The sequence below is a fragment of the Streptomyces sp. NPDC055749 genome (assembly GCF_053617235.1).
On record NZ_JBSHFH010000006.1, the window covers coordinates 189,667 to 215,465 of the forward strand.

A 25,799-nucleotide genomic window follows, 5' to 3' on the forward strand; every position below is an offset into this window, starting at 1 on the left:
CGGGTCGTTCACGACTTCACCGCCCCGGCGGCCAGGCCCGCTCGCCAGTAGCGCTGGAGCAGCAGGAAGGTGATCACGATCGGAACGACCGAGACGAGCGCGCCGACGAGGGTCAGCGTCTGGAGCTCCGGCGCCCGGCTGGTCTGGGACTGCCAAGTGAACAGACCCAGGGTGACCGGGTAGAGCCGCTCGTCCTGGAGCATGATCAGGGGGAGTAGAAAGTTGTTCCAGATGACGACGAACTGGAACAGGAAGACGGTCACGAGGGCCGGGGACATCATGCGCAGGGCGATCGTGCGGAAGATGGTCCACTCGGCGGCCCCGTCGATACGGGCCGCCTCGATCACCTCCTCGGGTATGGAGGCGGCGGCGAAGATGCGTGCCAGGTAGACGCCGAACGGGCTGACGACGCTGGGCAGGAACACCGACCAGAACGAGTTGGTGGCGTCGACCTCGGCGAACAGCAGGAACAGCGGCAGCGCAAGAGCGGTTGCGGGCACCAGAACGCCGCCCAGAATCATGGAGAAGATCGCTTCACGGCCCTTGAACCGGTAGACGGCCAGGGCGTATCCGGCCATCGCGGCGAGCAGCGTACCGACTGCCGCACCGGCCCCGGCGTAGGCGAGGCTGTTGCCGAGCCAGCGCAGGTAGACGCCGTCCTGCTGAGTGAAGAGCGCGGTGAGGTTCTCGCCCAGGTGCCAGTCTGCGGGGAGCAGACCGGGTGTGGTGACCAGGTCGCTCTGGCTCTTGGTCGCAGAGATCAGCAGCCAGTAGACGGGCAGCAGCATGTAGCCGGCGACCAGCGTCATGAACACGAGCACCGGCACGCTCGACAGTGCGAGGCCGCGAGGCGGGCGGGCGGGCGCGGGGGCGTGTGCGCCCTCGGTACGGGTGAGGAGGGTCATCCCTGCCTCCTGGCAGTGAAGCGGAGGAACAGGAAGGACAGCAGGAAGGTGGCCACGGCGAGGAGTACCGACAGGGCTGCGGCCTCGCTGTAGCGGTCACCCGCCGCGAGTGAGTAGGCGGCGAGGTTGGGGGTGTACGTGCTGGTCACGCTGGTGGAGATGGCGCGGAACACCTGTGGTTCGGTGAACAGTTGGAAGGTACCGATGAGGGAGAAGACCCCGGTCAGCACGAGCGCCGGACGGATGACGGGCACCTTGATGCGCAGCGCGATCGTCCACGCTCCCGCCCCATCGACCCGTGCGGCCTCACTGAGGTCGGCGGGTACGGCTTGGAGCGCCGCGTACATGATCAACATGTTGTAGCCGGTGTACGTCCATGTGACGACGTTGCCGATGGACCACAGGATGGCGTCGGGGCCCAGCAGATCGGCGTCGACGTCCACCGAGCGGAGCAGGCCGACGACCGGGGACAGCCGCGGGTCGTACAGGAACGCCCACATGAGGGCGGCCACGACGCCGGGGATCCCGTACGGCACGAAGTAGACGAGGCGGAAGAACCGCTTCAGGCGGGCTACGGCGGAGTCGAGCAGCAGCGCGAGGGCCAGGGCGAGGGCGAGCATCACGGGTATCTGGACCAGGGCGAAGAGCGCCACGCGCAGCAGGCTGTCCGCGAAGAAGGGCTCGGACACGACGTCAACGTACTGCTGGAATCCGGCGAAGACCGTCTCGGTGCGGCCGAAGGTGCCGCCGGTGCGCTCGGTTCTGTGCAGGCTCTGCCAGAACGCGTAGCCGACCGGGACGAGAGTGAAGAGCACGAAAGGAATCAGGAAGGGGGCAAGGAACGCGAACGGCGCGAGGGTGCGGTGGCGGCGGGGGGCCGCCGCCACCGGGGTGCGGGTGGGCGTCACGGGTGACTTTCGGGTTGGGACATGCCGGCGGGGCAGGGCGGGAGATGACCGGTCCAAGGGGTCAGTCCGTGACGTCCAGCGACTGCTTGCGCAGCGAATCGGCGCTCTGTGAGTCGGTGTCCTTCAGCACGTCGGCCAGCGTGCTGTTGCCGGCGGTGGCCTTGGCGGTGCCGTCGCTGAGGAAGCGGTAGGTGTCAGTCATCGTCGGCCCCCAGGTGAAGTCGGTGTCCACGTTCGCCGACGCCTTCGCGAACACGTCGAAGATCGGCTGATTGCCGTAGAAGTCGACCGGCTGCTTCAGTGCGGGCAGTTCCAGACCGGCCACGGCCGCGGGGTAGAGGCCGCCCTCCTTGTTGAGGATCTCCAGCGCCTTCGCGTCGGTGTTCAGCCACAGCGCGAACTTCGCCGCCTCCGCCGGGTGCTCGCTGCCCTTGAGTACGGCGGTGGTCGAACCACCCCAGTTACCCGCCTGTGCCTGGCCCTTCTCCCACTGCGGCATCGGGGCCACGGCCCACTTGCCGGCGGTGGACTTGGCGTTGTCGCGGATGGTGCTGTACCCCCAGGCCGCGCTGATCCAGGTGACGACCTCACCGTCGTTCCACGACTTGTACAGGGCGGGCGAGAAGCCCTGGAGGTCCGTGGCGACGAGCTTGTCGTCGATGAGCCTCTGCCAGTAGTCGGCCACCTCGCGGCTCTCGTTCCGGTCGACGGTGACCTTCCACTTGTCACCGTCACGCTCGAACATCGGGGCCTTGTTCTGCCACAGCAACCCGGTGAACCAGTTCGGGTCCGTCTGTGAGAAGTGGGTGATGTACTGCCCCTTCTTCGCCGCCTTGATCTTCCGGGCGGCTGCCTCGTACTCCTCCCAGGTCGTCGGCGCGGCCAGGCCGAGCTTGTCGAAGACGTCCTTGCGGTAGAAGAGCGCCATCGGACCCGTGTCCTGGGGCACTGCCCACACGCCGTCCTTGCCGCCGGCGCCGAAATCGACCTGCGACCAGGTCCAGTCGACGAACTTCGAGCCCGCTTGCTCGACCCCGTCGCACTTCGCGATGTCGGTGAGCCCGCCCTTCAGGCGGAAGCTGGCGAGTGAGTCGTACTCGATCTGCCCGAGGTCGGGGGCCTTGTCGGCCTTCAGCGCGTTGGACAGGTTCTGGTACGTGCCGGCGTTTCCGGACGGTGTCGTCTTGAGCTTGACCTGGACGTCGGCGTTCTGGCTGTTCCAGAGGTCGACGGCCTTCTGCATGCCGGGCACCCACGACCAGTAGTCGAGGGTGACCTTGCCCGAGGCCGGCTCACAGGCGGAGCCTGTTGCGGAGTCGGCCTTGTCGTCCGAGCCGCCACCGCACGCGGTCAACGTCATGAGGGTGAGAACCACGCTCCCGGCCAAGCCGCGCCGGACGACGGAGCCGCGCCGGGTGACCGAACGGCGCTTGCGAACTGCCATGAGGTTGCTCTCCTCTGAGCCGGGGCGTCACGTCTGAGTGAGGCGACAGCGGTTACCCTCACAACAGAGATCAACAGAAGTCAACAGTTCTGACGAACTTCAACGTGCACTGCGGCCGATTCGTGATGCGTTGCAGCGAGGCAACCGAGCCACCAGAAGCGCTTTGACCTGCAAATACAGGCACTTCGTCTACTTCTGCGGTCCGGCTTGGCGGACATGACGTAATCGATTACGTCAAAGCTTCGCGCCAGACGCCGACATGCCGTTCGGCAGAGAGGTGGGGAGGGTGCAATCCGCAGCTCTCCTGCGCGTCGAGAGCGGGCGGGCGCGTCGACGAACGGGCGAGTCGAGCAGGTCGGGTCAGACCGTTCCGCGCGAGACGAACTCCGTCTTGATGTGCACGGTTCTCCGCGCGACGCGGCCGTTGATGCGCTCGATGAGCAGCCGCGCCGCGGCCTTTCCCACGTCGACGGCCGGATATCTGACCGTGGTCAGACGCGGACGCACAAGCGACGCGAACGACGCGTCATCGTGGCCGATGAGCGCCACGTCTCCGGGAATGTCGATACCCAGTTCCTCGGCCTTGCCCATCGCGCCGATCGCGACGACGTCGTTCGCACAGAAGACCGCGTCCGGCCGGTGCTTCACCCCCATCAGATGCTCGAAGCCCGCTGCTCCCGCCTCCCGGGTGTGCTCACCGCGCACGACCAGCCGGCCAGGGAGCGCGATGCCGAACTGAACGGCCAGCGCTCGCAGCAGTTCCAGCCGGGGGTCGCCGCCGGTGGCGTCGCGAGGGCCGGCGATCATGGCGACGCGACGGCGCCCGGCTCCCGCCACCTCCGTCAGCGCCGCGCGCATGGCGGCCCGCCCGTCCGGCGTCACCAGGTCCGTCTCCCCGAAGGCCAGGTCTGCACTGACCACAGCCGGGATACCCGCCTCCGACAGGGTCAAAAAGTCCTTGGCCACGAGCCGGAACGGAGTGATCACCACACCTGCGAACCGCTGCTGGACAGCCTCGCGCAGGTACGCCCGCTCCTCGTTCCGGTCCGCCTTCGTGTCGCAGACCATGACATGGAGACCGAGCGTCCGCAGTTCCTCCTGAAGCGAGGCCGCGAGCTGAGCGTAGAAGGGGTTGGCCAGGTCGGGCACGACCAGCGCCACGATGCTCGAACGACCGGTCCGCAGACTCCGAGCCACCGTGTTGACGGAGAATCCCAGCTCGGCGATGGCGGACTCGACCACCCGCCGGGTCTCCTCCGCGACGGCCCGCTTGCCGGACAGGACATACGACACCGTCGCCGTCGACACCCCGGCCGTACGGGCGACATCGGCCATGGTGACCCGAACTGCCAACGCACACGCTCCCTCTGTACGGGGCGTCACCCTACTGCACGCCGCGACACCGCAGGTCACGCGCCTGTTTCAGGCACCGGTCCGGGCCCATGGGGCTGCACTCACAGGGTGCGGGCGCCGGGCCATTCCGTGCCAAGGCCCGCGAAGTCGACAAACGCGGGCGAGTCTACGCGCGGAGAAATAAACATGGGCCCAAAACGGACGACCTCCGCCCGCAGGGCTACTCGCTGGTACATGAGCGCTGCTACAAGTGACCCGCGTCACTGAACTTCCTTCCTGAACACCCTTCCCTGACAACAGACATGGGGTTGATCGGCATGCTCTGGCGAAGAATTCTTCTCTCCGCGACCACTGCGCTCGCCGCGACAGCGACAGCGCTCGGAGTCGCTCAACCGGCAGCCGCGGCGGGAGACAACTACGTGGCTCTCGGCGACTCGTACTCCTCGGGAGTCGGCGCGGGCAGTTACCTCTCCGACAGCGGGGACTGCCGCCGCAGCAGTCAGGCGTACCCGTCGTTGTGGGCTGCGGCGAACGCCCCGGCTTCGTTCGCCTTCAAGGCGTGCTCCGGTGCCACAACCGGCTCCGTTCGCAGTGGTCAGCTCAGCGCTCTGAGCGCGTCCACAACGCTCGTCAGTGTCACGGCAGGCGGCAACGACGTCGGGTTCGCGGACGTGATGCAGACCTGCGTCCTGAACAGCGAGGCGACGTGTGTGGCGGCCGTGAACACCGCCGTGTCGAAGATGAACGGCAGTCTGCCGGCCAGCCTGGCGGCGCTCTACTCCGACATCAGGAGTCGCGCCTCGCGTGCGCACGTCGTCGTGCTCGGTTACCCCCGCTTCTACAAGCTCGGCGGGTCCTGCATAGCAGGTCTCAGCGAGACCGAACGCGGGGCGATCAACAGGGGTTCCGACACGCTCAACTCAGTCCTCGCCAAGCAGGCGGCGAACGCGGGATTCACGTTCTCGAGCGTCGTGGACGAGTTCGCCGGTCACGAGATCTGCTCGTCCGACGCCTGGCTTCACAGCGTGGCGGTCCCGGTGTACAACTCCTACCACCCCAAGGCGGCCGGCCAGTCGGGCGGATACCTGCCGGCCTTCCGCTCGGTGGCGTAGCGTGCGGCGCCCTGTCGCCCGCCGAAGCCGTGCGGGCCACAGGGCGTCTGAAGCGGGATCGTCACCGAGACCTTGTGCGGGGTATCCGTGGACCAGGGTGAGTTGATCGCCCCGCGGAAGGATCCACGGCCCCACCGCACGACGGCACTGGCACGGTGCTGGGCACAGCGGCCCCGGGACAGGCATCGGACGGCGAAGCCATCGTCACCGCGGTTTTCAGCCTGCCAGAAAGGGACAGCGAGTGCCGCACCGGGATCCCACCACCTACCACTTCACCGGAGCCGGAGGCCGACGAGCGGGCTTCTTCCCCATGGCCCTGCATTGACACCACGAGAGTGTCCTGGCGGCTTGGGCTCGGGCTGCTGGGCAGCGTAACCGAATGGGGGCTGAGAGCCCCACCACGGGCCAGCCATCGGCGGGGGGCTAGACCGGGCTGATCGGCGTCTGCTCGGCCTTGGCGACGGTGGCGTTGCCACAGCTGACGTTGGCCAGGTGGACGTACTTGCCAGGCGGGAACTCTGCGAGCTCCTGGTCGACGACGTCAGGGTAGGAGTTCGCGGTGCAGTCGCAGCGTCCGTCGACTACTCGGGGAAACATAAGCGCCAGGGCATGCACGTGCAGGTCCTCACCGATCCCTTGGACGGTTGCTCTGGGCTTCTCCTGCTCTGCCCGGATCGACCCACGACCTCACTGTCGCCCGACAGCACGGGATCATCGAAGCCCTCGCCGAGGCGGGGCTCAAATGCTGGGCGGACAAGGCATACCCGGGAGCCAGCGGGCCCGTCCGAGTGCCGTTCCGGGGCCGCCGCCTGAAGAGATGGAAGCGCCGCCACAACAGCAGTCACACCAAGATCCGCTGCAGCACCAACCGCATCTCGTGAAGGCCGTGCTCATCCTGCACCACGCCTCAGCCTGAGGTTGGACAAGGCTCAATAGTGATCCACGGAGTCGATGTAGACCTTCGGGTCATCTGGCAGATCGCCGGCGAAGGAGGCACCCATGACTGTGGATTCCGAAGCCGACTGGCCTGCGGGCACGCTCTTGAAGTCGAAGTTATTGGTCGTCACCCAGTCTTTGCCGTCACCGATGCTGACCTTGACCCTGATGTTTCTCGTCTCGTCCGTGGTGTTGGTGACGTTGCATGCAACGTTGATGCCGATCTCGTTGCGTGTGGCTCGGATTTCCACATCGCCAGCGGTGACGATTTTTGTCTTCCCCAGGTAGCTGATAGCCGGTGACGGTTCCGGACTGACTTCTTCCGGTTCCGGAGGACTCGGTGTGGTGTTCTTCGTGACAGAAGGTGTGGGAGAAGGATCAGGAGGAGGGTTGTCGCTGTCCGAGCATCCGGTTATCAGCGTGAGGGCGAGTAGTGCTGCGCCCCACGATGCGAGGCGCAGCAGGCTGAGGGATGTGGACATCAGTTGCAGGCGCCGATTTTGAGGTAGTTGTCGACTACGACCTGGGTGCCGACCTTCATGTAGGAGTAAGCGGTGCCGCAGTACCCGCGGTTCTGGTAGACGGGCCCGGCGTACGTTCCGTAGGAGCCGAAGTCCTCGGTGTCAGCGGTGGCGGTGTAGTTGTCCTTCAGCCGGATTCCCATGTAGCGGGTGTAGCCGGTGTCGTTGAAGAAGACTGCACAGATCGGCTTGTCGTAGTACGAGCCGCCTGTTGTGGTGCCATTGGTCCAGGTGTAAGTGCTGCCGTAGGTGCTGTAACGGGCGGCACCCGTGGAGATGGTGTAGCCGGATCCGCACACGTTGGCAGTGGCGGCGGCAACCTCGAGGTTGGACTCGACCAGGGAGCGGCCCTCGGCATTCGCCTCGATCTTCAGACCCTTCCCACCCTTGAGCTCAACGAGCTTCGGCCCCGACTCGGCAGCCGGAGCCGCGCTAGCACTGGTAGCAGTGACAGCAGTCAGCCCAAGAGCAAGGGCGGCGACAAGGCTGCGTATAGCGGTGCGCGTCTGCATGGATTTTCTCCATTACTGATGGCGTGAACTCAACAGGCATGGCGTATAGAACCATATCTCAGACGTCAGCAATAGTAAGATTTGCGAATACTTATGGAACACCGACCAGGAAAGTCCATCGAGAGGACATACGCAGGGCGGACATAAACGCATTCAAAACCGACCCCAGCAGTCCTGGAGGGAACCTCCCTGGCGAATTTGGCCATTTCAGACCGTCGGCGACGGCACAACAGCTTGCTCCTTAGAGCGACCCGTCACCCACTTCCGAATGCTGGAGAGGGGCCGGGTGTCGGCGACGACCGAGAAGCGAACCCAGCGCGCCATGACGTGACAGAGCCCGGAGTCACTGACCACCTTCATGAGATGCAGGCGCTTCACTTCTGGCGGACTCGGTGGTGCAGGTACTGCGCCCGAAGGCCCCTGACGCGGTGGCGCGTTGGACGTGCCTGCCGCCGACGGCGAGGGTGCAGCTGGCCTCGCCACCCCTTTCGCCGAGGGTGATGTCGACGACGGGGGAGGTGCCGAGCGGCGCGTTCACTGTCTCCTTCCACGGCAGTTCGGCGTTCTTTACGACAGTCGCCCGGTCGCCCTTGCCCCCGCGGTAGGAGATGTCGGCTGCGCCGTCGCCGAGGACCTCGTAGGTCACGGCGGCGATGGGCACCGCGGACTCCTTGTCGGCCTGTTCGTTGCCGGTGCCGAGGATTCCGTAGGTGACGAGTGCACCGCAGGCGAGCAGCAGTGCCGCGGCGACGGCGACGCCGCGGCGGTTGGGGCTCCGGGACACCTTCCCGTCGGCTTCAGGGGTTTCGGACTGTTCCAGCTGGTCCAGGTCGACTGGTTCTTGCGTTGTGGGCATGGCCGCGCTTTCGGTCGAAGCGAGTTCGCCAGGGTTATACACCATCGGAATCCGTGTGTGCCAGGCCAGGGAGGAAGCGTCCGAATTGGGACACCTATTTCACTCGGGGGAACCGAATTCCCGAATTATGAATTCTCTTGACCGGGGTTCAAGGAATCCGTTAGACAGCGTGCAACCTTGCCATCGCGTAGGGAGTGTTGAATGGGCTATTGGGGTTCCCTCATCCTTGTCAATCACGGCCAGCCGCTGAACGAGACGGCCGCCTTCGCCGGAGGGGAGCATATGCAACTCCTCCAGAAGCGCGCCGGGGACTGGCGGATCTGGTCGCTGGAAGGTCAGGACTCTCTCGGCGAGGAGGATCTCGCAGGGCTCGTGGAGATCACCGGCGGACCGGTCCTGGTCGGGTTCGTGATGGACAGCGACTCCATTGTGCTGGAGGGCCGCGCCAAGGACCAGGCCACTTGGCGCACCTGCCTCGACCGTCAGGCCATGTCCGCCTACATGGCGGAAAACGGTCAGTCCGTCGACGAATGGTTCCTGAGCACGGAAGAGGCTGCGGACCACGCGGTGGCATGGGCACGGGAGGCCCGGCTGACGCCCGCCCGCGAGGCGGTCGTTGACGTCCTCGCGAAGCGGTCCGACCCGTATGTCGAGGACCTGTTCCAGGAGCTCCTGGACGGGCTGGGGATCTCTCGGGGTTAGCTCGCGTCCCGCACCTGCGAGACGGCGTGCCAGGCCGACTGGCGGGCCGTCTGCTTGAGGCACCTGCTGCGGGGGAACACCGTTCGCCCGTGATCTCCCGTGTGCCGGCCGGGCGGCGACTCGCACACGGACAGTAAGAGGCGTCCGGGGTCCGCGGCATTGCGATGTCCTTGTCGGACGCCTTCGAACCCGTTCCATTGGGTACGCACCGTGATACCGACGCGCGAAGAAAGTGTGACTGACGTGGCAGCACTGGAGGCACTTCGGCAGCTGATGCCGCCCACGGCCGAAAGCGACACATCGGTCGACTGGAGGCGGATGAGCGAGTCATGGGGACGAGAGTTCCCGTCGGATTTTCGGCACTTCATCGAAGTATATGGAGCGGGAGCGATCGAAAACTTCTTGGAAGTCCTCAAGCCCGAGCCAAGAGGGACTGAGCCTGGTCCTGACGCAATGCTCATGGAGACAGTGAACGCCGAGAGCGCCTGGGCCAGAGAACCGAAGTCGGATGAACTGCTAGACACAGCACCTGCGTTGGTCGCAGGGGGGGGTGGACTCCAGTTCGGACCTCCTTTGCTGGGATGCCTCAGATGAGAATCCGGAGCTGTGGCCGGTCCTGGTTCGCAGCAGGGACGACGATCTGTGGAGTCGCTACGGCTGCGGGATGGTGGAGTTCCTCGTGCGCGTGCTGCGAGCAGACTTCGCCCGCTGCCCCTTGAGTGACGTGTCTCTTTGGGGCGTAGACCAAGCGACCTTCCTGAACCATCGTGAGGAACAACGGCTATTGAAGGCCGGCCTGGATCCATGGACCGGCGAACCAGACCCATTTGCCGGCATGTTCGGGGACTGAGCCCTTTCCAACCTGACGGCGTGGCCTGGTGGTTGGCGGGCTGTACGAACCGATGAAGCTCCTGGTAGACGGGTTCACGGCCAAGATCACCCGTGCCGACCAGGAGCTTCGTGTGCTTGTCTATCCATCGGCGATCGATCTGTCCAGTGCCCACCTGCGCCACCTCGCTGGGCATCTCGCGGTTCGCCGTCGCGAAATCGGCACCCGGTGGCGCCGCGTCACGCCGGGCCGTCAGGCTCTGCTGGTCCTGGCCCACCTGCGATGCGGCGACACCTATGCCCAGCTCGCCGCCGCGTTCGGCATCGGGATCGCGACAGTCTACCGCTACGTCCGCGAGGCGATAGAGGTCCTGGCCGCGCTGGCTCCCAGCCTGGCCGAGGCGATGCGGACCGCGAGCCGCCTGGCCTTCGTGATCCTCGACGGGACGCTGCTGCCGATCGACCGGATCGCCGCCGACACCCCGTACTACTCAGGCAAACACAAGCGTCACGGCATGAACGTCCAGGTCCTTACCGACCCTTTCGGGCGGCTGCTGTGGGCCTCACCCGCGCTGCCCGGCTCCACCCACGACCTGACCGCCGCCCGCACCACGGAATCGTCGACGCGCTCGCCGAGCCCGGCCTCAAGTGCTGGGCCGACAAGGCGTATCAGGGCGCCAGCGGCTCCATCCGAGTCCCTTCCGCGGCGGTCGCCTCAGGCGGTGGCAGCGCCAGCACAACAGCACACACGCCAAGATCCGCTGCCTCGGCGAGCAGGCCATGGCCACCCTCAAGGGCTGGCGCCTCCTGCGGAAGCTCCGCTGCAGCACGAACCGCATCACCAACTTCGTGAAGGCCGTCCTCGTCCTTCACCAGGCATCAGCGTGAGGTTGGAAAAGGCTCACCGCCAGACGGACCGCCATCCAAGCACCAGCCTCTGACAACACGGGCCATTCCGTCCGGCTGGGTAAGGTGGCAACGTGCGACGCGACACGCAGCCGCTCAGAGCACCCAGCTCGGCAAAGGAAGAGCAAAGGGTCCTTTAAGCGCCAGGTCAGAGAGTGTCTTCCCCGCCGACGCGGGGGGTGTTCCGCGCAGCTTCGACCATGCGCATCACCTCGTACAGTCTTCCCCGCCGACGCGGGGGTGTTCCGCCCGGTCTCCTCGCGTGGATGGACCAGGTCGAGTCTTCCCCGCCGACGCGGGGGTGTTCCGGCATGTGGGAGCCCTGGGTCCTGGCCCTCGTGGTCTTCCCCGCGACGCGGGGGTGTTCCGTACCTTCGGCCCTTCACGACCCTCGCGGTCGGGTCTTCCCAGCCGACGCGGGGGTGTTCCTCCAACCCGCCCCTCACCAGGCCGGTCCTAGTCGTCTTCCTCGCCGACGCGGGGGTGTTCCGCAGGGCGCCGGGTATGCCGACCTGATCGCCGCGTCTTCCCCGCCGACGCGGGGGTGTTCCGCGGCTGAACCTGGTCCGCGGCATCATCACCGTGTCTTCCCCGCCAATGCGGGGGTGTTCCGCGCTGGCACGCCCACGCCCGGGACAAGCACTGGTCTTCCCCGCCGACGCGTGGGTGTTCCGCCGCAGACCTCGTACGTGTCGAACGCGCGGGCATCTTCCCCGCCGACGCGGGGGGGGTGCCCCTATGTGTTTGGTCAAGCCGGGTGAGGATGGTCGGCATGACGGATCGGGATCGGTTGGGGCGGACAGCGGTGCACCATGCCGCTGTCGATGGGGACGTGGATGGCCTGAGGGTGCTGTTGGCCGAAGGTGCCGACCCGGGGGCTGCTGATGCCGATGGCTGGACGCCCCTGCATTTTGCTGCGCAGGCCAGGGCTCCCTTGGCCATTGGGATCCTCCTGGCCGCGGGTGCGGCTGTCGATGCCGCGGACCGTCACGGCAATACGCCGTTGTGGAGGGCGGTGTTCTGTTCGCAGGGCGAGGGGACCGTGATTCGGCTATTGATGGAAGCCGGTGCCGATCCCGACCGCGTGAACGCTCATGGCGCGAGCCCGCGGACACTGGCGGGACGGGTCGCCAACTACGACGTGGCTGTCGACCTTCCAGGCGGGGGCGGGGCTTCCGCCTAGGCTCCGCCGCCAGCCGTGATGGGTTGGGGTTCGTAGAAGGTCCCGTCGCGGAGCATCGCGAAGAGCACGTCGGCTCGTCGTCTGGCAAGGCAGAGGAGGGCTTGGGTGTGGTGCTTTCCCTGAGCGATCTTCTTGTCGTAGTAGGTCCGGGATGCCGGGTCGGCCAGGGCGGCGAAAGCCGAGAGGAAGAAGGCCCGTTTGAGCTGCTTGTTTCCGCGTCTGGAGGGTTGTTCGCCGCGGATCGACGAGCCTGAACTTCGGGTCGCAGGGGCGAGGCCGGCGTAGGCGGCGAGGTGAGCGGCGGACGGGAAACTGGATCCGTCGCCGACGTCGGTGAGGATCCGTGCTCCGGTCCTGACACCGATCCCCGGCATGGACGTCAGGACCTTGGAAAGAGGGTGGTTCTCCAGGAGTTCCCCGATCCGTGCGGCGAGGAGTTTGCGCTGGTCGAGGACGGCGGTCAGGGAACCGGCGAGGCTGGGGACGATCAGAGCGGCAGCGTCGGTGCCGGGAACGACGACGGTCTGCTCGTCGAGGGCGGTGAAGATCTCTTCGACCAGCGCTCGGCCGTCCTCGGGGCCTTTGGACGTATCAACGTCACGAGCCGTCGGCGTCCAGCCTTGCGGATCTGGGCCGGGGAGCCGAACCGTTCCAGCAGCATCAGGACGGCCGGGTGCTGGATCCGCGGGCCCAGGACTCGCTCCAGGTGCGGGTGGATCTGCGTCATTAGCCCGCGGAGCCGGTCGCTGATGCGGGTTGCTTCGCCGGCGAGGTCGTCGTCGAAGCCGACGATCATCTCCAGCTCGGCGATGGTCTCGTCTTCGAGGTCGACCGAGCGGAGTGTGTGGGGCATGACGCGGGCGGCGTCGGCGATGACGAACGCGTCGCGGGCGTCGGTCTTGGCCTCGCCGGGGTAGAGAGCGGCGATCCGCCGCATCGTCAGCCCCGGCAGATAGGCGACCAGGCAGCCCAGGTCCCTCGCGACGGCCAGCGGCAGGGTGCCGATGGAGGCCGGCTGATCGACCACGACGAGCACGGTCCCGTGCTTGGCCTGCAGTTTCCCGAACACCTCGCGGAGCTTGGGTTCGCTGTTGGGCAGCCGCTTGTCGAATGCCTTCTTCCCGGCCGGGGTGACGGCGGTGGCGTGGTGTTCGCCTTTGCCGACGTCCAGGCCGAGGAAGGCGCCGATGTCGCTGATGTCGATCACGTTCGTCCTCCGGTCGTTCCCGCCCGGCCATCCCACGGCACCGATCGCCACATCCACATTACGAAGAGCCTCCCGACCTGCGAAGAAGCCGGTGGTCATGCCCCTAATCAGCGGTCTGGCGATGCCTCCGGAGCCGGTGCCCCCCCCCCCCCCCCCCCAGGCCATACGTTCGACAGGGGGAGAAAGGTGATGCCAACTCCGGAGGCCGGGCGCCCCGTTGCGGGGCCACCAAGAAGGTAATGGGGGGTCCGTGGCCGTCCGGAGCCGAAGCCAAGCTGTTCGGGTCTTCCTCGCCGACGCGGGAGTGTTCCAGAGGTCCCCGCCGCGCGGGGACATCGCCGCTATGACTGCGGTAAGGCGCCGTTCGGCGCGCGCGGATGAACTTATCGAGCGGGAGCGATGCTGAGAAGCCCGCATCCGTATGCCTTGCCCCGCCCGATGCCCGTAGCGAGCTTCTCGCGAAGCAGTTCGGCGTCGAGGACTCGGGCCGTCCCATCGAATCGTGTGCGGGCATGCTGGATTCGCTGCTTTGCGGCGGGGCCTTTGGGGTCCCGGTGGCCGCGTACCGTGGCGAGCGGGTGGGCGTTGATGTGCAACGGTTCCAACCCGCCTGCGTTGGATTGCCGTTCCCACCATTCAACAGCGGCATTGCCGCTCAGGGCCACGACGGGCGGGAGCCTATAGATTTCCCGAGAGGTGGCGCCCGGCTTGCGCACGGGGTTGGCCACACAGCGGTAGTTGACGACCATGCCCTTGTGCAGGTTCGACAACAGGGCGTCGAGGGATCGCGTTTCGACGCTGCCGTAGGCGTCTGGCAGGCGTGAGGAGTCGGGTTCTATGTGGCTCTGCAGGAGGATCTGCGGTCCCTGTGGGGTCTCTTCGGCGCGGAACAAGACTCCGAATACGGCCCGGGCCGGGCCTTCGACGCCGTCGGGGAACATCTGCAGCATGCGTTGGTGCAGTCGGATGCCTTGGTCGTTGCCGCCGAGGTCCCTTCGGGCCTCGCGAGAACTGGGCGAGGGCACGATGCGGGTCAGCCACAAAGTCACCGGGTGCTCCTCTCCGGGTTGGTGAAATGGGTATCGATATAGTTTTGGAGCTTTTCCAGGTAGCAGGTGCCGAAGCCCTCGTACGTGGCATCCGGCAGGTGCACTGCACGCCGGTACAGCGGCCGGGGCCGATACTGGCGCTCCAGCGGTGCGAACGACAGCGGTTCGTCGGTGACTTCACCGCTGTGGTGATCACCATCACCCTTGCCTGGGGCGTCAGAGTCCACAGGAAGCACACCGAGCGGTCCGTCGCCGTAGAACTCGATCGGCTGCGGCCCGCTGCGTGGCCTCTTGACGGCCAGAGGCATCCGGACCAGGTGGCGCAGCGGATCTTCCACCATTCCCAGAAGGACTGGGCCCTCCGGCGGGCAGGACCGGCGTCCGAGAAAGAGAGGCCAGTGCGGGTCACGCAGGGCAGCAGCGCACGAGTGCAGCAGCCCTTCGTCGTCGGACGTGAGCGCGAGGGTGAAGGCTGCGTCGGCTAGGTACTGGCGCTTGGATACCAGAGTGCTCTTGCCCTTGTTCCGGCGTTCCCCATCGACGGTGATCACCGTCTCATCGGCGGGTAGCCCACCTCCTACGGTGTGGAAGTCGGACAGCACGACACCGGGTCGGTCGACTCGTACCGTCATCGAGAGCGCCGTGAGGTCGTCCAGGGGCGCCTCGCGCTTCCGCCCGAGACCGGCGGCGAGCATGCCCACGACGCCGGACCGGGTGGGGAATCGGGCCGTGTCACGTCGCAGGTACTTGCTGTGAGTGCCCCAGGACTGGAGTGGGCCTGCCAGGCGCAGCAGCAGCCCGTGGGAGGGTGTTTCGGTCACTGCGCGGCCTGTGGGAGAGCTGCGTCGATGGAGGTGGTGACGAGAGCTTCGAAGGATGTGCGGCGCTCGCCGAGGTGCTCCAGCTTGTCGAATTGGAGGGAAGCATGTGCAGTGTGCAGGACCCGCTCGGGGCCGAGAAGGGTGTTGGCGGCCTTGGAGTAGGCGTCGATGGCTGCCACGGAGCGCCCGACGTAGCCGCCGTGTTCGGCAGACCGTACGGGTTCCTCGAAGGCTGCGGCGAACGACAGTGGCCGGTCGGAGCGGACCGCCACGTGGACTAGGTGCGGGAGCGTGTGTGGGGCGGTGGAGTTCCTCTTCGCCTGTGGTAGCGATTCGATGAAGGAGAGCAGGAACTGGCCGGCGAGCTCGCGGGCTGCCTCGAGGCCGATGTCGTTGTCGTCGCTCAGATTCTTGCTGAGTTCCTTGAGATCGACTGTGGCGAACCGGTAGAAGGTGCCGGTGCTGAATTCGGCAGTGCCCATGTGGCCGCTGCCGGTTTCGTCGTCCTTCGCCGCGGTGACATCGTCGACGGCTGCGAAGTAGTCGAGTTCGATCTCGGTGGTGTGGGTCGTGAAGGCGTGCGCGACCTGGACGGCACCGTCGACACCGGCCTGGTCGACCTCGGCGAGCATGCGGCCGAAGAGGTTGATGACGCCGTTCCTCTTGAGGAAGACCTTGTCGATCTTCCCTTTCAGAGCGCTCTCGGGCTTGGTCCTACCCTTGCCGGTGAAGTCTGTCGTGAGCGCGTCCTTGTGGGCTTCGGCGATGTCAGCCAGTTCCTCGACAGCGTCTTCGGGGAGGTAGACGAGCGCGTTGGTCAGGACCTTGTTCGTGATGGGCTGCTTGTCTTTTCCCTTGGCCACCTCCCACTTGATGCTGCTTCCCGCCGCAACATGCGCACCGGCGCGTTCGGCAAGCGCCTCATCCCACCCGCGGTCGCGGAGCACTTCGGCGACCCGCTCGCCGATGCGGCGTGTGCGCAGCGCGTTGTCGCCGAGCGCGTCCTGGAAGTGCTCGCGGATGGCCCGCTTCCAGGACTGGCTGGAGATGCGGGTACGCAGGGCGTCGCCGTAGAGCATGGTTTTCACCGAGTTGGTGTCGTCCCGGTTCAGGTTCGCGTAGGGAACGGGTTGGACGACGTGGATGTCGATGAAGCGTGGCTTGAGGCCCATCGGGAATCTCCTGTGGGTGAGGGGTTCAGTCCTGGTCGGCGCGGGCGGTGATGCGGTAGAAGTCCTGCAGCCAGCGGCGGCTGATACGCCCGGACTGGTACGGCCAGTCGACGAGGTCTGCCAGCAATTGCCCCCAGTCGATGGTGGCGTCGGTGGTGCGTACCTGGTTCACCGCGGCAGGGAGGTGCAGGTGGATGCCGCGGAGGCTCTGCCGCGTCAGGAGGTTGATGCGGCTCTCTGCGGCGCTCATCCGCATGGAGGCGCCCTTCGCCGTGACGGCATGGCCCAGAGTGGCACCGAACGAAGGCCCGTAGGGGGTGGGCTCGGGCGGGGCGGCCTCCTCGTCCGGCTCTCCGTCCCTTTGAAGGACCTGACTCTTCACCGCCCCTTGTTCGTCTGCGGTGTCTTCGTCGTCTTCCTGGTCGGGCGCGAAGGTGTGTCGGGGCTGGGCCGCGATTAGGGCGGCCACTGTGTAGTGGGCCTGCGCTGTCTTGTCGTCGCACCCGTCCGGCAGTCGCGGCGTCAGCAGCCGGTGCATGGCGCGGGCGCGCGGGTGGTCCAGGTCGCGGCGCAGTCCCGCGCGCAGCGCCGCACGGGCCCCGGGGTCTGTGCGGCACAGGCGTTCAATGCGGAAGGTGAATGCGGCATACCTGGCGTGCTTGCTTGGGCGCTTGCTCGGTTCAGGGGCTTGGAAGGTCATGCCTGTCCTTGGGTCGGCGGGCGACGGTCACGACTTCTTGGACGCCCTTTTCGTCTTCGGTAGCTCCATCGCCTTGTGTGGGTCTTTCAGGGCGGCGAGGATGATCGCCTTCGCCCTGGTGACGGCCTTCGCTCCTCGCGGGGTGCGCGTGACGGAGTCGGTCACCGTCTCGTACGCGTCGAGCGCGTGCCGTCCGAAGGCCCTGCATGCGGCCTCGAAATCGAAGCCGGAATCCTCGGCGCCGTCAGAGCGGGTCAACTGCCGGAACCTGGACCAGAACTCGTCCTCCGCCGACGGCCAGTACCGTGCCATGACCGCGTCCAGCCAGGCCCCCGGATCGTTCTTCTTGTCACCTGTGTACTTCAGCCAGGCTTCCTTCGTGGCCTGCTCCAGCCGGTCCTCGAAGAGCTCGCCGAGTTCGCGGAGCTGGCGTACGGGCCGCTCGGTACTCACCGCGTCTTCCTCCGCTCGGGAAAGGAGTACCGGGGTCGTGGAGTCGACGTATTGGTGGTTGGCCGCCTGGCTGGCGTCCTGTTCGAAGCCGAGCGCACGTACTCGCAAGTACTCGCTGACGTCGAAGGCGTGGTCCATGACCTTCGGCTGGATGGGGCTTGAGTCGTCCAGCTGCTTGAGCAGGAGGGCGTCGATGTCCCGCCACAGGGAACGGGAGGAGCGTGCGGGCCGGGGGTAGGTCTTCCCGTCCTTGTCGATGTCCCAGATCAGGTAGTCGTCTTCCGGACGGATCCGCTCGGCGTTGTAGGCCCAGGTGATGTACGCGTCCGCGGTGTACTCGCCGTCCTGGGCGGGGACGAGATAGAGAGCGTGCTGTGAACAGGCGGTGAGCCGTGAGCAGGGGCCCTGTGGCTCGGGCATCGGCTTGAGCGGGTCCGGGAGGCCGTCGCGCTCCCAGGGGCACAGGTCGGTCTGCCGGCTGACGTCGCCATCCGGCGCTGTCAGACCCGCCAGCAGCGTCAGGAAGAGGTTGTCGCACTCCGGGTGATACGACAGCGCAGCCCGCAGTGGTGAAGCCTTCGCATAGTGGTGGCTCACATTGCCGACCGCACGCCTCGAGAGGCCGCCGGGGGCTCCCCAGTAATGCCAGGTCAGCAGCGACAATGCCGCCTGCGAAATCTTTGGGAGTACGAGCTTGTCATGGCTCCAGTGCCCGAACCAGGAGTGGTTGTTGCCCGCTGACCGGCTCATGACCAGCTTGTGGGTCCCGGCAGTTTGGTTCCTGTCGCACTGGGCGGGGAGGCGAGGGTCCTGGAGCCAGGGGTGACCGCGATCGAACAGGTCGAAACGGTGGGTCCACTGGTCGAAGTAGCCGGCGATGCCAGCCTTGCGGCCGTCGGGGAGTTCGATGCTCTGCTCAGGAAAACCCTGATCCAGGATTTCCTCCCGCCGGTCGCCCCAGCTTCCGGGACCGGCCTCGTCCAGAGCGGTGATCCGGGCGGTGAGCGCGTACAGCAAACGCAGCAGCGCCGAGTGAGCCGGAGCTTCCGGGACCAGCAGCGTGCGAATCTCTCGGGCATGCAGGAACAGACTCCTGAGGCCCACTTGCGGTGGGCCCGACTTCCCCTCCAGCCATGCGACCGGGATCCATGGCTGGTCGATCAGATTGGACGCAGGCGTGGCCACGCCCCTCCCCCCGTGGTCGGACTTCCACCGAATGTTAGAAGGAAGTACGGGGGCGGCGTGGACGGTTACGGCAACTGATCAATTTGCAGGCCGAGTTCATTCATGCAAAATCGGTGCTTCGGGCTGATGTACACCCACTTACCGTCTTCCTGTTTCAGGTCCAGCCGGAGGACATTCTTGAGGGCGGCCATGTTGCGCCAGGCAAGGTTGGCATCGCCCTCAACGGCCTCGACGAGTCGCTTCGGTACCGGTATCAGATAAGGGACGAGCTGGCCCGGCCTCGGTCTTCTCTTCGAATCGATCTGAAGCTTCTTCTCGAGGACGCCATCCTCCAGGAGGTGGACCATCTGCCCCTGCTTGTTGCGCCCGGGGTACAGACAGACCACATGCACCATCTCCTCACCGAGCACAGAGGAAAGCAGCTCGGGCTCCAGGCCGGGATGGTCGCGGCTCAGCAGGCCGAGGTCGCCATCAAGCTCCCGTGGTCCAGGCACCTCCAGCCAAGACGCAGTACCACTGGCTCTGCGTTCACGAACCGTGCGCTGGTTGTCGAGCTCCTGGAGCTCACGCGCCGCAGACTCCCCCAACCTATCGACGAGCTCGTCGGCGTACACCTCATCCAGCAGCGAGGGCAGTTCTTCGGGCAGAACAACCGTCCTGCCGGTACCCAGGAGCATGTCGGTCCGCCGCACCAGCGCGGCATCGTCCAGTTCGGACGCCTTGTCCGCTCGGAGCACCACCAGCCTCGACCAATCACCCACGCTCTGCACCGCACGGGCCAACAAGTCCGCGAGCGGTGCCGGCCCAGAGATGACGAGGTCGAAACGCAGGCCCCGGACATGTTCCAGGATCGACGTCGTCACCAGCACGGAGGGGCCCGAGACTCCACCAGTTGGGGCGAAGGCACTCCGGCAGGCTGCGAGACGCTGCCATCGGTCCTTGTTGCGCATCCGTTCATGGACCAGGGTCACATCGAGGCCAGGCAGATCCTGTGTGAGCTGATGGAACGTGCGGATGGCTTCCGCAGGCGTCGATCGGTAGACGACGGCCCTTCCGCTGCCGGCTGCAACCATCGGTGCAAGTGCCGCCTGGATCTCGCCATACGGCGTACCGTCAACGACCTTGATGCTGAGCGTGCTGGCACGAGTGGCCCGGGCAGGCTGCTGGGGCAGGTGCCCGCCTCCTGACCGAGCATCCACGAACGACCACCCTGGCGACCGACGAGGCTGCATCATCGGCTCCTTACCCTCTCCTGCGCCCCGCCGATAGGCCGCCAGCATCGCGTCCACCGACTTGTCCGCAGCCGTCGCGGCAAGGACAACGGGGATCCGCAACGCAGCGGCCCACTCCAGGAACCGGAGCATCAACTTCTGCCCCCAGGCGCCGCGGGCATGGGCTTCATCCACCACGACGACCTTGCCGGAAAGAGCAAAGAGCCTCATCACGTTGAACTTCACCGGCATAACAGCCTGCAGAAGTTCGTCCACCGTCCCCGTGCCGAGCGCAGCCAATAGCGCGCGGTGATGGGAATTGAGCCAGCTGTTCGCTGCCGGGGCCCAATCCTCACCAGGCTCCGCGCTGACTGGGTCGGTTGCATTGGCCTGCGCCCACTGCTCCGCGGCTTCCGCCGGCTTCAACCGGGCAGAGCTGTGGAGCAGCAGCGACCGCCAAGGGCCGGTCAGCGCCTGCTCGGCGAACGCATGCACCTGCGCCATGTGGCTATCAGCCGCTGAACCGGTCGGCAGAGCGTAGAAGAGGCCCCGCGCGTTCGCCGCATGCCCCAGGACTGCCGCTGCGCGAAGGGCCGCTTCCGTACGGTCCTCTGACGGCGGAGCCGTCACGACCACCATGCCCGGCCCGTGTTCAGTCACCAGATCAGACACCTGGCGAGCCATGCTCGCCCCAAAACCAGTCTCCCCCGCGCACTGAACAGGGTCCGGCGGCCGGGCGAAACCGGTCCCGAGCAGGTCCGTCCGCTGCAACAGACGCGGAGCCGCCGTGCGGGCGATCCGCCAGTAGGAGTCCAGGTCGTCGGGAGTCCCAGCCCATCCCTCTTCCCTGAGCCGGGTCAGGATCTCTTCTTCGATACTGGCCAGCCAGTCCGACAAGGTCACCAACCCCGTCAGGACAACAGCCGCTCCTGGCGTCATCCGCCCTTGCGGAACCGACTTCACCCCGAGCACTCGTCGCACCTCGTCGAAGTGGATCCGCCGCTGCTCCTCCCAACTTCCGGCACCCAAACCGGGGTGACGCGCCACAGGGCACCGCGAGTCCTTGTCGTAGACCACCGGGTGGAAACGACCACCGTGCCCACCGAGCAGCTGGGCCACCGCATGACTGAGCTGGGACTGCGGACGCCGCCTCGACGACGGATAGCCGATCTCCTTAAAGATCCCCACCAGCCACCAGTGCGCCGCCGCTTCGTGCGACTGCCGGTCCTGCGCGGCGCCAGCACCGAATCCGTACCCCGGCTCACCGCTCAGCTCCTGAGCCAGCAGCTTCCCGTCCTCGTACTTCGGTCCACCCGGGTGCAGCTGGAACGGCACACTGATCTTCCCGATGTCATGCAGCCCCGCCCAGAATGCCGCAAGCGCCCGCGCCTGCTCATCCGAAACCTGCAGCGCCGCCACCACCATGCTCCGCTGGTGCACGGTCAGCAGTTCGTCCCAGACCACCTCAGCAACGGCCGCCGTGTCCAGCAGGTGACAGATCAATGGATGCCTATGGTGCGCACCGCGCGCGTCCTTACCCAGCCCGGCAGCCTTGCCCCAGAGGCGGGAGTCCAGGGACATGGTGCTCCTTGTCACGGGTTCGGTGCAGGTGAGCTTCAGAAGAACGCAGTAGAAAGAGCCTGACCTGGAACGTCCCCTTGAAGACCTGCGGAGGGGAATTCGGTCAAGCGCAGGTACACCAACTTTGGTCTCCCGTAGAGTACTTACTGCTGCACGCTTCCCTGGGAGGTGCACGGAATCCCATTGGCTCTCCAGCCGACTGCACATCGAGATGAACGCACGACCCTCTCGAGGGACGTGGCGCAACCTCGGCTCTGTCGGCGCTCTGGAGAAACAGTGTCCCGGTTCCTGCGGAAGTTCGTCCTGCGACGCGAGGTCCTCCTCGAGGTCTCCCGCGTGCTGATCAGCGCGGTACTCCGTGCCCTGATCAACGAACTCGTCAGCTGGCTCTTCTGAGCCAACGGTGACGGATCCCAGGGGTCCGTCACCTCTTACATGATGGCGATGCCCCGCTGGCTGGCTGCTCACCGCACGGCGATGTGTCCCCACGGCAACTGCGCCTTCCCTCTCGCCTAGCCATTCTCTCCGCGCGAGCAAAGTCGACCCAGCGCCTGGGTAATGGGGCCACACCCTTCTCCGTCGTGGAGTCGGCTCCGCGCAAGCGGGGGTAAGACCGGTGGTGCACGACGAACTGCGGGGCGCGTTGTCTCTGCGTCCGTTCCTTGAAACGTGAAGAGCGTAATCGTGGTCCCCACGCGCAAGCGGGCGTGAGCCGGTCACGACCAGGGCCGACGGCGCCCAGATCCTGTGGTCCCTGCGCGAGCGGAGGTGAGCCGCACTCGAAGCGGGTGTGGGCTCCTGCTCTCCGCGCGAGCGGAGGTGAGCCGAGGTCGCAGGCGCCGGCGAATGCCGGGCCGGGGTGCTCTCCGCGCGAGCGGAGGTGAGCCGGTCGCGGGTATCTGGACCTGGTCGGGTCCCGCGTGCTCTCCGCGCGAGCGGAGGTGAGCCGACGAAGAAGGCGCGGCGCCTGATCGCCCTGTCGTGCTCTCCGCGCGAGCGGAGGTGAGCCGTTGGTCCAGGAGCTCACTGCCGCTGCAACCAAGTGCTCTCCGCGCAAGCGGAGGTGAGCCGCACTTCCGGTTCGCTCCGCCGCGGATCGGCGGGTGCTCTCCGCGCGAGCGGAGGTGAGTCGTCCCTGACGGCGCCACGTTCAACACTGAGATCGTGCTCTCCGCGCGAGCGGAGGTGAGCCGTTGACGATCACCTGAATCCACCAGAACCCGGGGTGCTCTCCGCGCGAGCGGAGGTGAGCCGCCGCCTGGCCCCGGGCCACCGAACCCCACCCGGTGCTCTCCGTGCGAGCGGAGGTGAGCCGCCGGACTGGTTGCTCCAGAACAGCAGGTCGCCGTGCTCTCCGCGCGAGCGGAGGTGAGCCGCTGGCCCGGCAGTACATGGAGAGCCTGGGCCTGTGCTCTCCGCGCGAGCGGAGGTGAGCCGGTGGGCCGCGAGATCCGCTCGTGGTCGGCGGCGTGCTCTCCGCGCGAGCGGAGGTGAGCCGTCCTCCAGCCACACACCGTTGTCGACACCCCCGTGCTCTCCGCGCGAGCGGAGGTGAGCCGCGTCGCCGATGGCGCGGATCACCTGGGCGCTTGTGCTCTCCGCGCGAGCGGAGGTGAGCCGGCCGTCGGCCTAGGTGACGGGGTTTACCTGCTGTGCTCTCCGCGCGAGCGGAGGTGAGCCGAGAGGACCCTCGACGTACTTTGCGGTTCGGCCGTGCTCTCCGCGCGAGCGGAGGTGAGCCGTTCCGCCTGCGCTCCCGGTTGCTGTCAACCGCGTGCTCTAAGGCGAGCGGAGGTGAGCCGGCGCTGAACAGGATCGCGTCGGCAGTGATGCCGCGCTCTCCGCGCGAGCGGAGGTGAGCCGCCCCATGGCCGCACCTCCTCGTAGGGCATGGCGTGCTCTCCGCGCGAGCGGAGGTGAGCCGCAGAACCTTGACGTTCACTCGCTCGCTCATGGGTGCTCTCCGCGCGAGCGGAGGTGAGCCGCTGGTCAGGACCCCACCCGTGAACCCGCCACTGTGCTCTCCGCGCGAGCGGAGATGAGCCGCGGGTGACGGTACGCGCGGGTCTTCATGTGCAGTGCTCTCCGCGCGAGCGGAGGTGAGCCGGCCGCGTCGACGGCCGGGTCCGCTCCCTCGGGCTGCTCTCCGCGCGAGCGGAGGTGAGCCGTCCCAGACGAGGGACGTCGCGGCGTCGCTGGTGTGCTCTCCGCGCGAGCGGAGGTGAGCCGGCCTCGGCCAGGACAGGCATCGCGTCGACTTCGTGCTCTCCGCGCCAGCGGAGGTGAGCCCGGCAACGACGCAGTCGTACCGGTCCAGCAGCTGTGCTCTCCGCGCGAGCGGAGGTGAGCCGGCCGCCTGCGAGGCTTGACCGCGTGCCTCGCCGTGCTCTCCGCGCGAGCGGAGGTGAGCCGGGCAGCCGCGAGTTCAAGCACCTGATCCCGTTGTGCTCTCCGCGCAAGGGGAGGTGAGCCGTTCTTCCTGCTGCTGAAGCAGCTGATCGGCCGGTGCTCTCCGCGCGAGCGGAGGTGAACCGGCCCAGGACACGCGCATCGCGTCCGGCTACGTGTGCTCTCCGCGCGAGCGGAGGTGAGCCGCGTGGGAATCCCGCCGGGCCGTGCGGTCCGGCGTGCTCTCCGCGCAAACGGCGGTGAGCCGGGAATCAGCATCAAGCGACGCCACAGGCCCTCGGGCTTTCCGCGCGAGCGGTGGCCCACCGCAGAGCAGCGGAATCACCGCCAGCGACATCAGGGATGCGGCTGGCGCCGCGGTAAACTCGGCCGCCAACCCCTTCGAGAGGCTGGCCATGCTGGGGCCCGAGGGCGTGGAGGAAGGCGCCTTCCAGATGCAGATGTGCCTAGTTCAACTGCGGGGGCACATCTGGCAGATGAGCGGGACGGTTAGAGATGCCAGCCACACTCACGACGCGTGGGCCAAGGCACTCCATGCCTTGGAAGATCGCAGGCCGGAGTTCCTCGCTGCTGTCCGCGAGGTTCTTCAGTCCCCCAAGCCCCGCGGCCTGACACCTGTCGAGGCCGGTCCGCCACCCCTCCCCCACGATTCGGTCACAACTCCGTCACCACCGGAACATTCCGCTCCCCCGCCGCATACCGCACAGCTACGGTCATGCCTCCACGAACCACCCTTGGGGGACAACTTGAGCACCCGCACCCTTGCCGCCGCGATTGTCTGCCTCGCTGCAGCGTCGCTCGTTGGCTGCGCCCCTGCCGCCACGGATCCGACGCCCACAGCGCCAGCCGCTTCCGAGTCCTCCACTGCCGCCCCTGCCGCGATGCCGTCCGAGAAGGAAGAAGAGGAGCCCGCGGAGACCAAGGCGGTCCCGAACTTCGTCGGAATGGGACTGCAGTCCGCACAGGACAAGGCCCAAGCCGACGGGTTCTACCTGCTGACGTCCCACGACAGCGCCGGGCGGGACAGGCTCCAGGCCCTCGACCGAAACTGGAAGGTCTGCTCCCAGAACATCAAGGCAGGCAAGACGGTGTCCACGGACACCAAGCTGGACTTCGGGGCAGTGAAGCTCGAAGAGACCTGCCCGGCCAACGACGCCAAGGCCCCCGAGGTAGAAGGCGACAAGATGCCGAACACGGTCGGGAAGTCAGTCAAGGCGGCCCGCGGCGCCCTGGACTCCAGTACGTCGATCACGGCCACGGACGCGGCAGAGGACCGCATGGTCCTGATGGAAAGCAACTGGCAGGTATGCACCCAATCGCCAGCCCCGGGAGCCGCCCTCAACGGACAGCCCGTCGAGTTCACCGCGGTGAAGTTCGACGAGAGCTGCCCGTAGCCGACGCTTCGGTGCTCTCCGCGCGAGCGCAGGTGAGCCGTTGACGTACTGATCCTGGTAGACGAGGGTTCGACTGGAACAACACCATCGTTGGTCTCGCCACTTAGAACCTCTAACGAAATGAGAGATGGGGAACGCTAGGCTCACTCGGCATGAGTCAGAGTGGTTCGCAAGCGGCGGCATTCTTCCGAGAGGCTCGCCAGAGCGGAGTGGTCTGGTTTGTCCGGGATGACGAGGGAAGCCCAGCTCCCCTCTCCGCGGACCGCACGCGAAGTCTTCCCTACTGGTCAACCACGGCCCGCGCCGAGAGGGCGGCGAACATCTGGGGGCATGGTCTACGTGTTGAATCCATGTCCCTAGTGCTCTGACCGCATAGGTTGGCCGGTTTGGTGATCGCGGCGGTTGGATGGGGGGACGTCCGTTCCGACCGCTGGAGGTGCGGTGGCCGAGC

General features: G+C 66.6%; 18 protein-coding genes, 3 pseudogenes and 2 CRISPR repeat arrays. Of the genes and pseudogenes, 6 read left to right on the plus strand and 15 right to left on the minus strand.

Annotated features, from left to right (window positions below; all coding sequences use genetic code 11):
• Positions 1–8 precede the first annotated feature (8 nt).
• From ACWGO0_RS06905 to ACWGO0_RS06920, 4 genes are all read right to left on the minus strand, one after another.
• Positions 9–905 carry a carbohydrate ABC transporter permease gene (locus ACWGO0_RS06905; RefSeq protein ID WP_453529151.1) on the minus strand — a complete coding sequence of 299 codons (897 nt, stop codon included), beginning with the start codon at positions 903–905 and terminating at the stop codon, positions 9–11.
• Positions 902–1,813, minus strand: a complete 912-nt coding sequence (locus ACWGO0_RS06910; protein WP_453529154.1) for a carbohydrate ABC transporter permease — start codon at positions 1,811–1,813, stop codon at positions 902–904. The genes ACWGO0_RS06905 and ACWGO0_RS06910 overlap by 4 nt, the downstream gene beginning before the upstream one ends.
• A 61-nt stretch (positions 1,814–1,874) precedes the next feature.
• Positions 1,875–3,257 (minus strand): extracellular solute-binding protein, encoded by a 1,383-nt coding sequence (locus tag ACWGO0_RS06915; protein WP_453529157.1) that lies wholly within the window; start codon positions 3,255–3,257, stop codon positions 1,875–1,877.
• A gap of 360 nt (positions 3,258–3,617) precedes the next feature.
• The gene (locus ACWGO0_RS06920) at positions 3,618–4,610 is read right to left on the minus strand and encodes a LacI family DNA-binding transcriptional regulator (RefSeq protein ID WP_453529160.1); all 993 of its coding nucleotides are present in this window, start codon (positions 4,608–4,610) and stop codon (positions 3,618–3,620) included.
• Positions 4,611–4,927: 317 nt separating this feature from the next.
• Here ACWGO0_RS06920 and ACWGO0_RS06925 point away from each other — a divergent pair, with 317 nt between their 5' ends.
• Positions 4,928–5,722 carry an SGNH/GDSL hydrolase family protein gene (locus tag ACWGO0_RS06925; RefSeq protein ID WP_453529163.1) on the plus strand — a complete coding sequence of 265 codons (795 nt, stop codon included), beginning with the start codon at positions 4,928–4,930 and terminating at the stop codon, positions 5,720–5,722.
• A gap of 423 nt (positions 5,723–6,145) precedes the next feature.
• Here ACWGO0_RS06925 and ACWGO0_RS06930 read toward each other — a convergent pair whose 3' ends face one another.
• Entirely contained in the window at positions 6,146–6,319 is a 174-nt protein-coding gene (locus tag ACWGO0_RS06930; protein WP_453529207.1) for a hypothetical protein, read from the minus strand.
• Here ACWGO0_RS06930 and ACWGO0_RS06935 point away from each other — a divergent pair.
• Positions 6,302–6,579: pseudogene (locus tag ACWGO0_RS06935) on the plus strand (transposase family protein); the annotation flags it as partial. The gene ACWGO0_RS06930 and the pseudogene ACWGO0_RS06935 sit on opposite strands and share 18 nt — an antisense overlap.
• 72 nt (positions 6,580–6,651) lie before the next feature.
• Here ACWGO0_RS06935 and ACWGO0_RS06940 read toward each other — a convergent pair.
• From ACWGO0_RS06940 to ACWGO0_RS06950, 3 genes are all read right to left on the minus strand, one after another.
• Positions 6,652–7,140, minus strand: coding sequence for a hypothetical protein (locus ACWGO0_RS06940; protein WP_453529166.1), 489 nt, complete (start codon positions 7,138–7,140; stop codon positions 6,652–6,654).
• Entirely contained in the window at positions 7,140–7,691 is a 552-nt protein-coding gene (locus ACWGO0_RS06945; RefSeq protein ID WP_453529168.1) for a hypothetical protein, read from the minus strand. Before ACWGO0_RS06945 ends, ACWGO0_RS06940 begins: the two co-directional genes overlap by 1 nt.
• A 343-nt stretch (positions 7,692–8,034) precedes the next feature.
• On the minus strand, positions 8,035–8,547 hold the full coding sequence (locus ACWGO0_RS06950; protein WP_453529171.1) for a hypothetical protein: 513 nt from the start codon (positions 8,545–8,547) through the stop codon (positions 8,035–8,037).
• A gap of 282 nt (positions 8,548–8,829) precedes the next feature.
• On the opposite strand from ACWGO0_RS06950, the gene ACWGO0_RS06955 reads away from it, so the two are divergent.
• From ACWGO0_RS06955 to ACWGO0_RS06965, 3 genes and pseudogenes are all read left to right on the plus strand, one after another.
• The gene (locus ACWGO0_RS06955) at positions 8,830–9,249 is read left to right on the plus strand and encodes a hypothetical protein (protein ID WP_453529174.1); all 420 of its coding nucleotides are present in this window, start codon (positions 8,830–8,832) and stop codon (positions 9,247–9,249) included.
• Between the two features lie 962 nt (positions 9,250–10,211).
• Positions 10,212–10,965: pseudogene (locus tag ACWGO0_RS06960) on the plus strand (transposase family protein).
• A gap of 790 nt (positions 10,966–11,755) precedes the next feature.
• The gene (locus ACWGO0_RS06965; RefSeq protein WP_453529177.1) at positions 11,756–12,166 is read left to right on the plus strand and encodes an ankyrin repeat domain-containing protein; all 411 of its coding nucleotides are present in this window, start codon (positions 11,756–11,758) and stop codon (positions 12,164–12,166) included.
• Here the strand turns inward: ACWGO0_RS06965 and ACWGO0_RS06970 are convergent.
• The 7 genes and pseudogenes from ACWGO0_RS06970 to ACWGO0_RS07000 all read right to left on the minus strand — a co-directional run bounded on the left by ACWGO0_RS06970 (position 12,163) and on the right by ACWGO0_RS07000 (position 21,545).
• A pseudogene (locus tag ACWGO0_RS06970) lies at positions 12,163–13,373 on the minus strand (IS110 family transposase). The gene ACWGO0_RS06965 and the pseudogene ACWGO0_RS06970 overlap by 4 nt on opposite strands.
• Positions 13,374–13,756: 383 nt before the next feature.
• Positions 13,757–14,422, minus strand: a complete 666-nt coding sequence (gene cas6e, locus ACWGO0_RS06975) for a type I-E CRISPR-associated protein Cas6/Cse3/CasE (protein ID WP_453529180.1) — start codon at positions 14,420–14,422, stop codon at positions 13,757–13,759.
• A complete protein-coding gene (gene cas5e, locus ACWGO0_RS06980) occupies positions 14,419–15,243 on the minus strand; it encodes a type I-E CRISPR-associated protein Cas5/CasD (protein ID WP_453529182.1) in 825 nt (274 codons plus the stop codon). The genes cas6e and cas5e overlap by 4 nt, the downstream gene beginning before the upstream one ends.
• Positions 15,240–16,415, minus strand: coding sequence for a type I-E CRISPR-associated protein Cas7/Cse4/CasC (cas7e, locus tag ACWGO0_RS06985; protein WP_453529185.1), 1,176 nt, complete (start codon positions 16,413–16,415; stop codon positions 15,240–15,242). The genes cas5e and cas7e overlap by 4 nt, the downstream gene beginning before the upstream one ends.
• A gap of 25 nt (positions 16,416–16,440) precedes the next feature.
• On the minus strand, positions 16,441–17,115 hold the full coding sequence (gene casB, locus ACWGO0_RS06990) for a type I-E CRISPR-associated protein Cse2/CasB (protein WP_453529188.1): 675 nt from the start codon (positions 17,113–17,115) through the stop codon (positions 16,441–16,443).
• 27 nt (positions 17,116–17,142) lie between these two features.
• Positions 17,143–18,753 carry a type I-E CRISPR-associated protein Cse1/CasA gene (casA, locus tag ACWGO0_RS06995; protein WP_453529191.1) on the minus strand — a complete coding sequence of 537 codons (1,611 nt, stop codon included), beginning with the start codon at positions 18,751–18,753 and terminating at the stop codon, positions 17,143–17,145.
• A gap of 65 nt (positions 18,754–18,818) precedes the next feature.
• Entirely contained in the window at positions 18,819–21,545 is a 2,727-nt protein-coding gene (locus tag ACWGO0_RS07000; RefSeq protein WP_453529193.1) for a CRISPR-associated endonuclease Cas3'', read from the minus strand.
• 747 nt (positions 21,546–22,292) lie between these two features.
• Positions 22,293–23,288: a CRISPR direct-repeat array (repeat unit 29 nt; unit sequence GTGCTCTCCGCGCGAGCGGAGGTGAGCCG).
• Between the two features lie 91 nt (positions 23,289–23,379).
• Positions 23,380–24,201: a CRISPR direct-repeat array (repeat unit 29 nt; unit sequence GTGCTCTCCGCGCGAGCGGAGGTGAGCCG).
• Positions 24,202–24,688: 487 nt separating this feature from the next.
• On the opposite strand from ACWGO0_RS07000, the gene ACWGO0_RS07005 reads away from it, so the two are divergent.
• Positions 24,689–25,348 carry a hypothetical protein gene (locus ACWGO0_RS07005; protein WP_453529195.1) on the plus strand — a complete coding sequence of 220 codons (660 nt, stop codon included), beginning with the start codon at positions 24,689–24,691 and terminating at the stop codon, positions 25,346–25,348.
• Positions 25,349–25,799: the final 451 nt, after the last annotated feature.

Bases quoted from the DNA above. Each gene is read 5' to 3' on its own strand.
- ACWGO0_RS06905 (WP_453529151.1), bottom strand. From the start codon at position 905: ATGACCCTCCTCACCCGTACCGAGGGCGCACACGCCCCCGCGCCCGCC.
- ACWGO0_RS06915 (WP_453529157.1), bottom strand. From the start codon at position 3,257: ATGGCAGTTCGCAAGCGCCGTTCGGTCACCCGGCGCGGCTCCGTCGTC.
- ACWGO0_RS06925 (WP_453529163.1), top strand. From the start codon at position 4,928: ATGCTCTGGCGAAGAATTCTTCTCTCCGCGACCACTGCGCTCGCCGCG.
- ACWGO0_RS06930 (WP_453529207.1), bottom strand. From the start codon at position 6,319: ATGTTTCCCCGAGTAGTCGACGGACGCTGCGACTGCACCGCGAACTCC.
- ACWGO0_RS06940 (WP_453529166.1), bottom strand. From the start codon at position 7,140: ATGTCCACATCCCTCAGCCTGCTGCGCCTCGCATCGTGGGGCGCAGCA.
- ACWGO0_RS06945 (WP_453529168.1), bottom strand. From the start codon at position 7,691: ATGCAGACGCGCACCGCTATACGCAGCCTTGTCGCCGCCCTTGCTCTT.
- ACWGO0_RS06950 (WP_453529171.1), bottom strand. From the start codon at position 8,547: ATGCCCACAACGCAAGAACCAGTCGACCTGGACCAGCTGGAACAGTCC.
- ACWGO0_RS06955 (WP_453529174.1), top strand. From the start codon at position 8,830: ATGCAACTCCTCCAGAAGCGCGCCGGGGACTGGCGGATCTGGTCGCTG.
- ACWGO0_RS06965 (WP_453529177.1), top strand. From the start codon at position 11,756: ATGACGGATCGGGATCGGTTGGGGCGGACAGCGGTGCACCATGCCGCT.
- cas7e (WP_453529185.1), bottom strand. From the start codon at position 16,415: ATGGGCCTCAAGCCACGCTTCATCGACATCCACGTCGTCCAACCCGTT.
- casB (WP_453529188.1), bottom strand. From the start codon at position 17,115: ATGACCTTCCAAGCCCCTGAACCGAGCAAGCGCCCAAGCAAGCACGCC.
- ACWGO0_RS07000 (WP_453529193.1), bottom strand. From the start codon at position 21,545: ATGTCCCTGGACTCCCGCCTCTGGGGCAAGGCTGCCGGGCTGGGTAAG.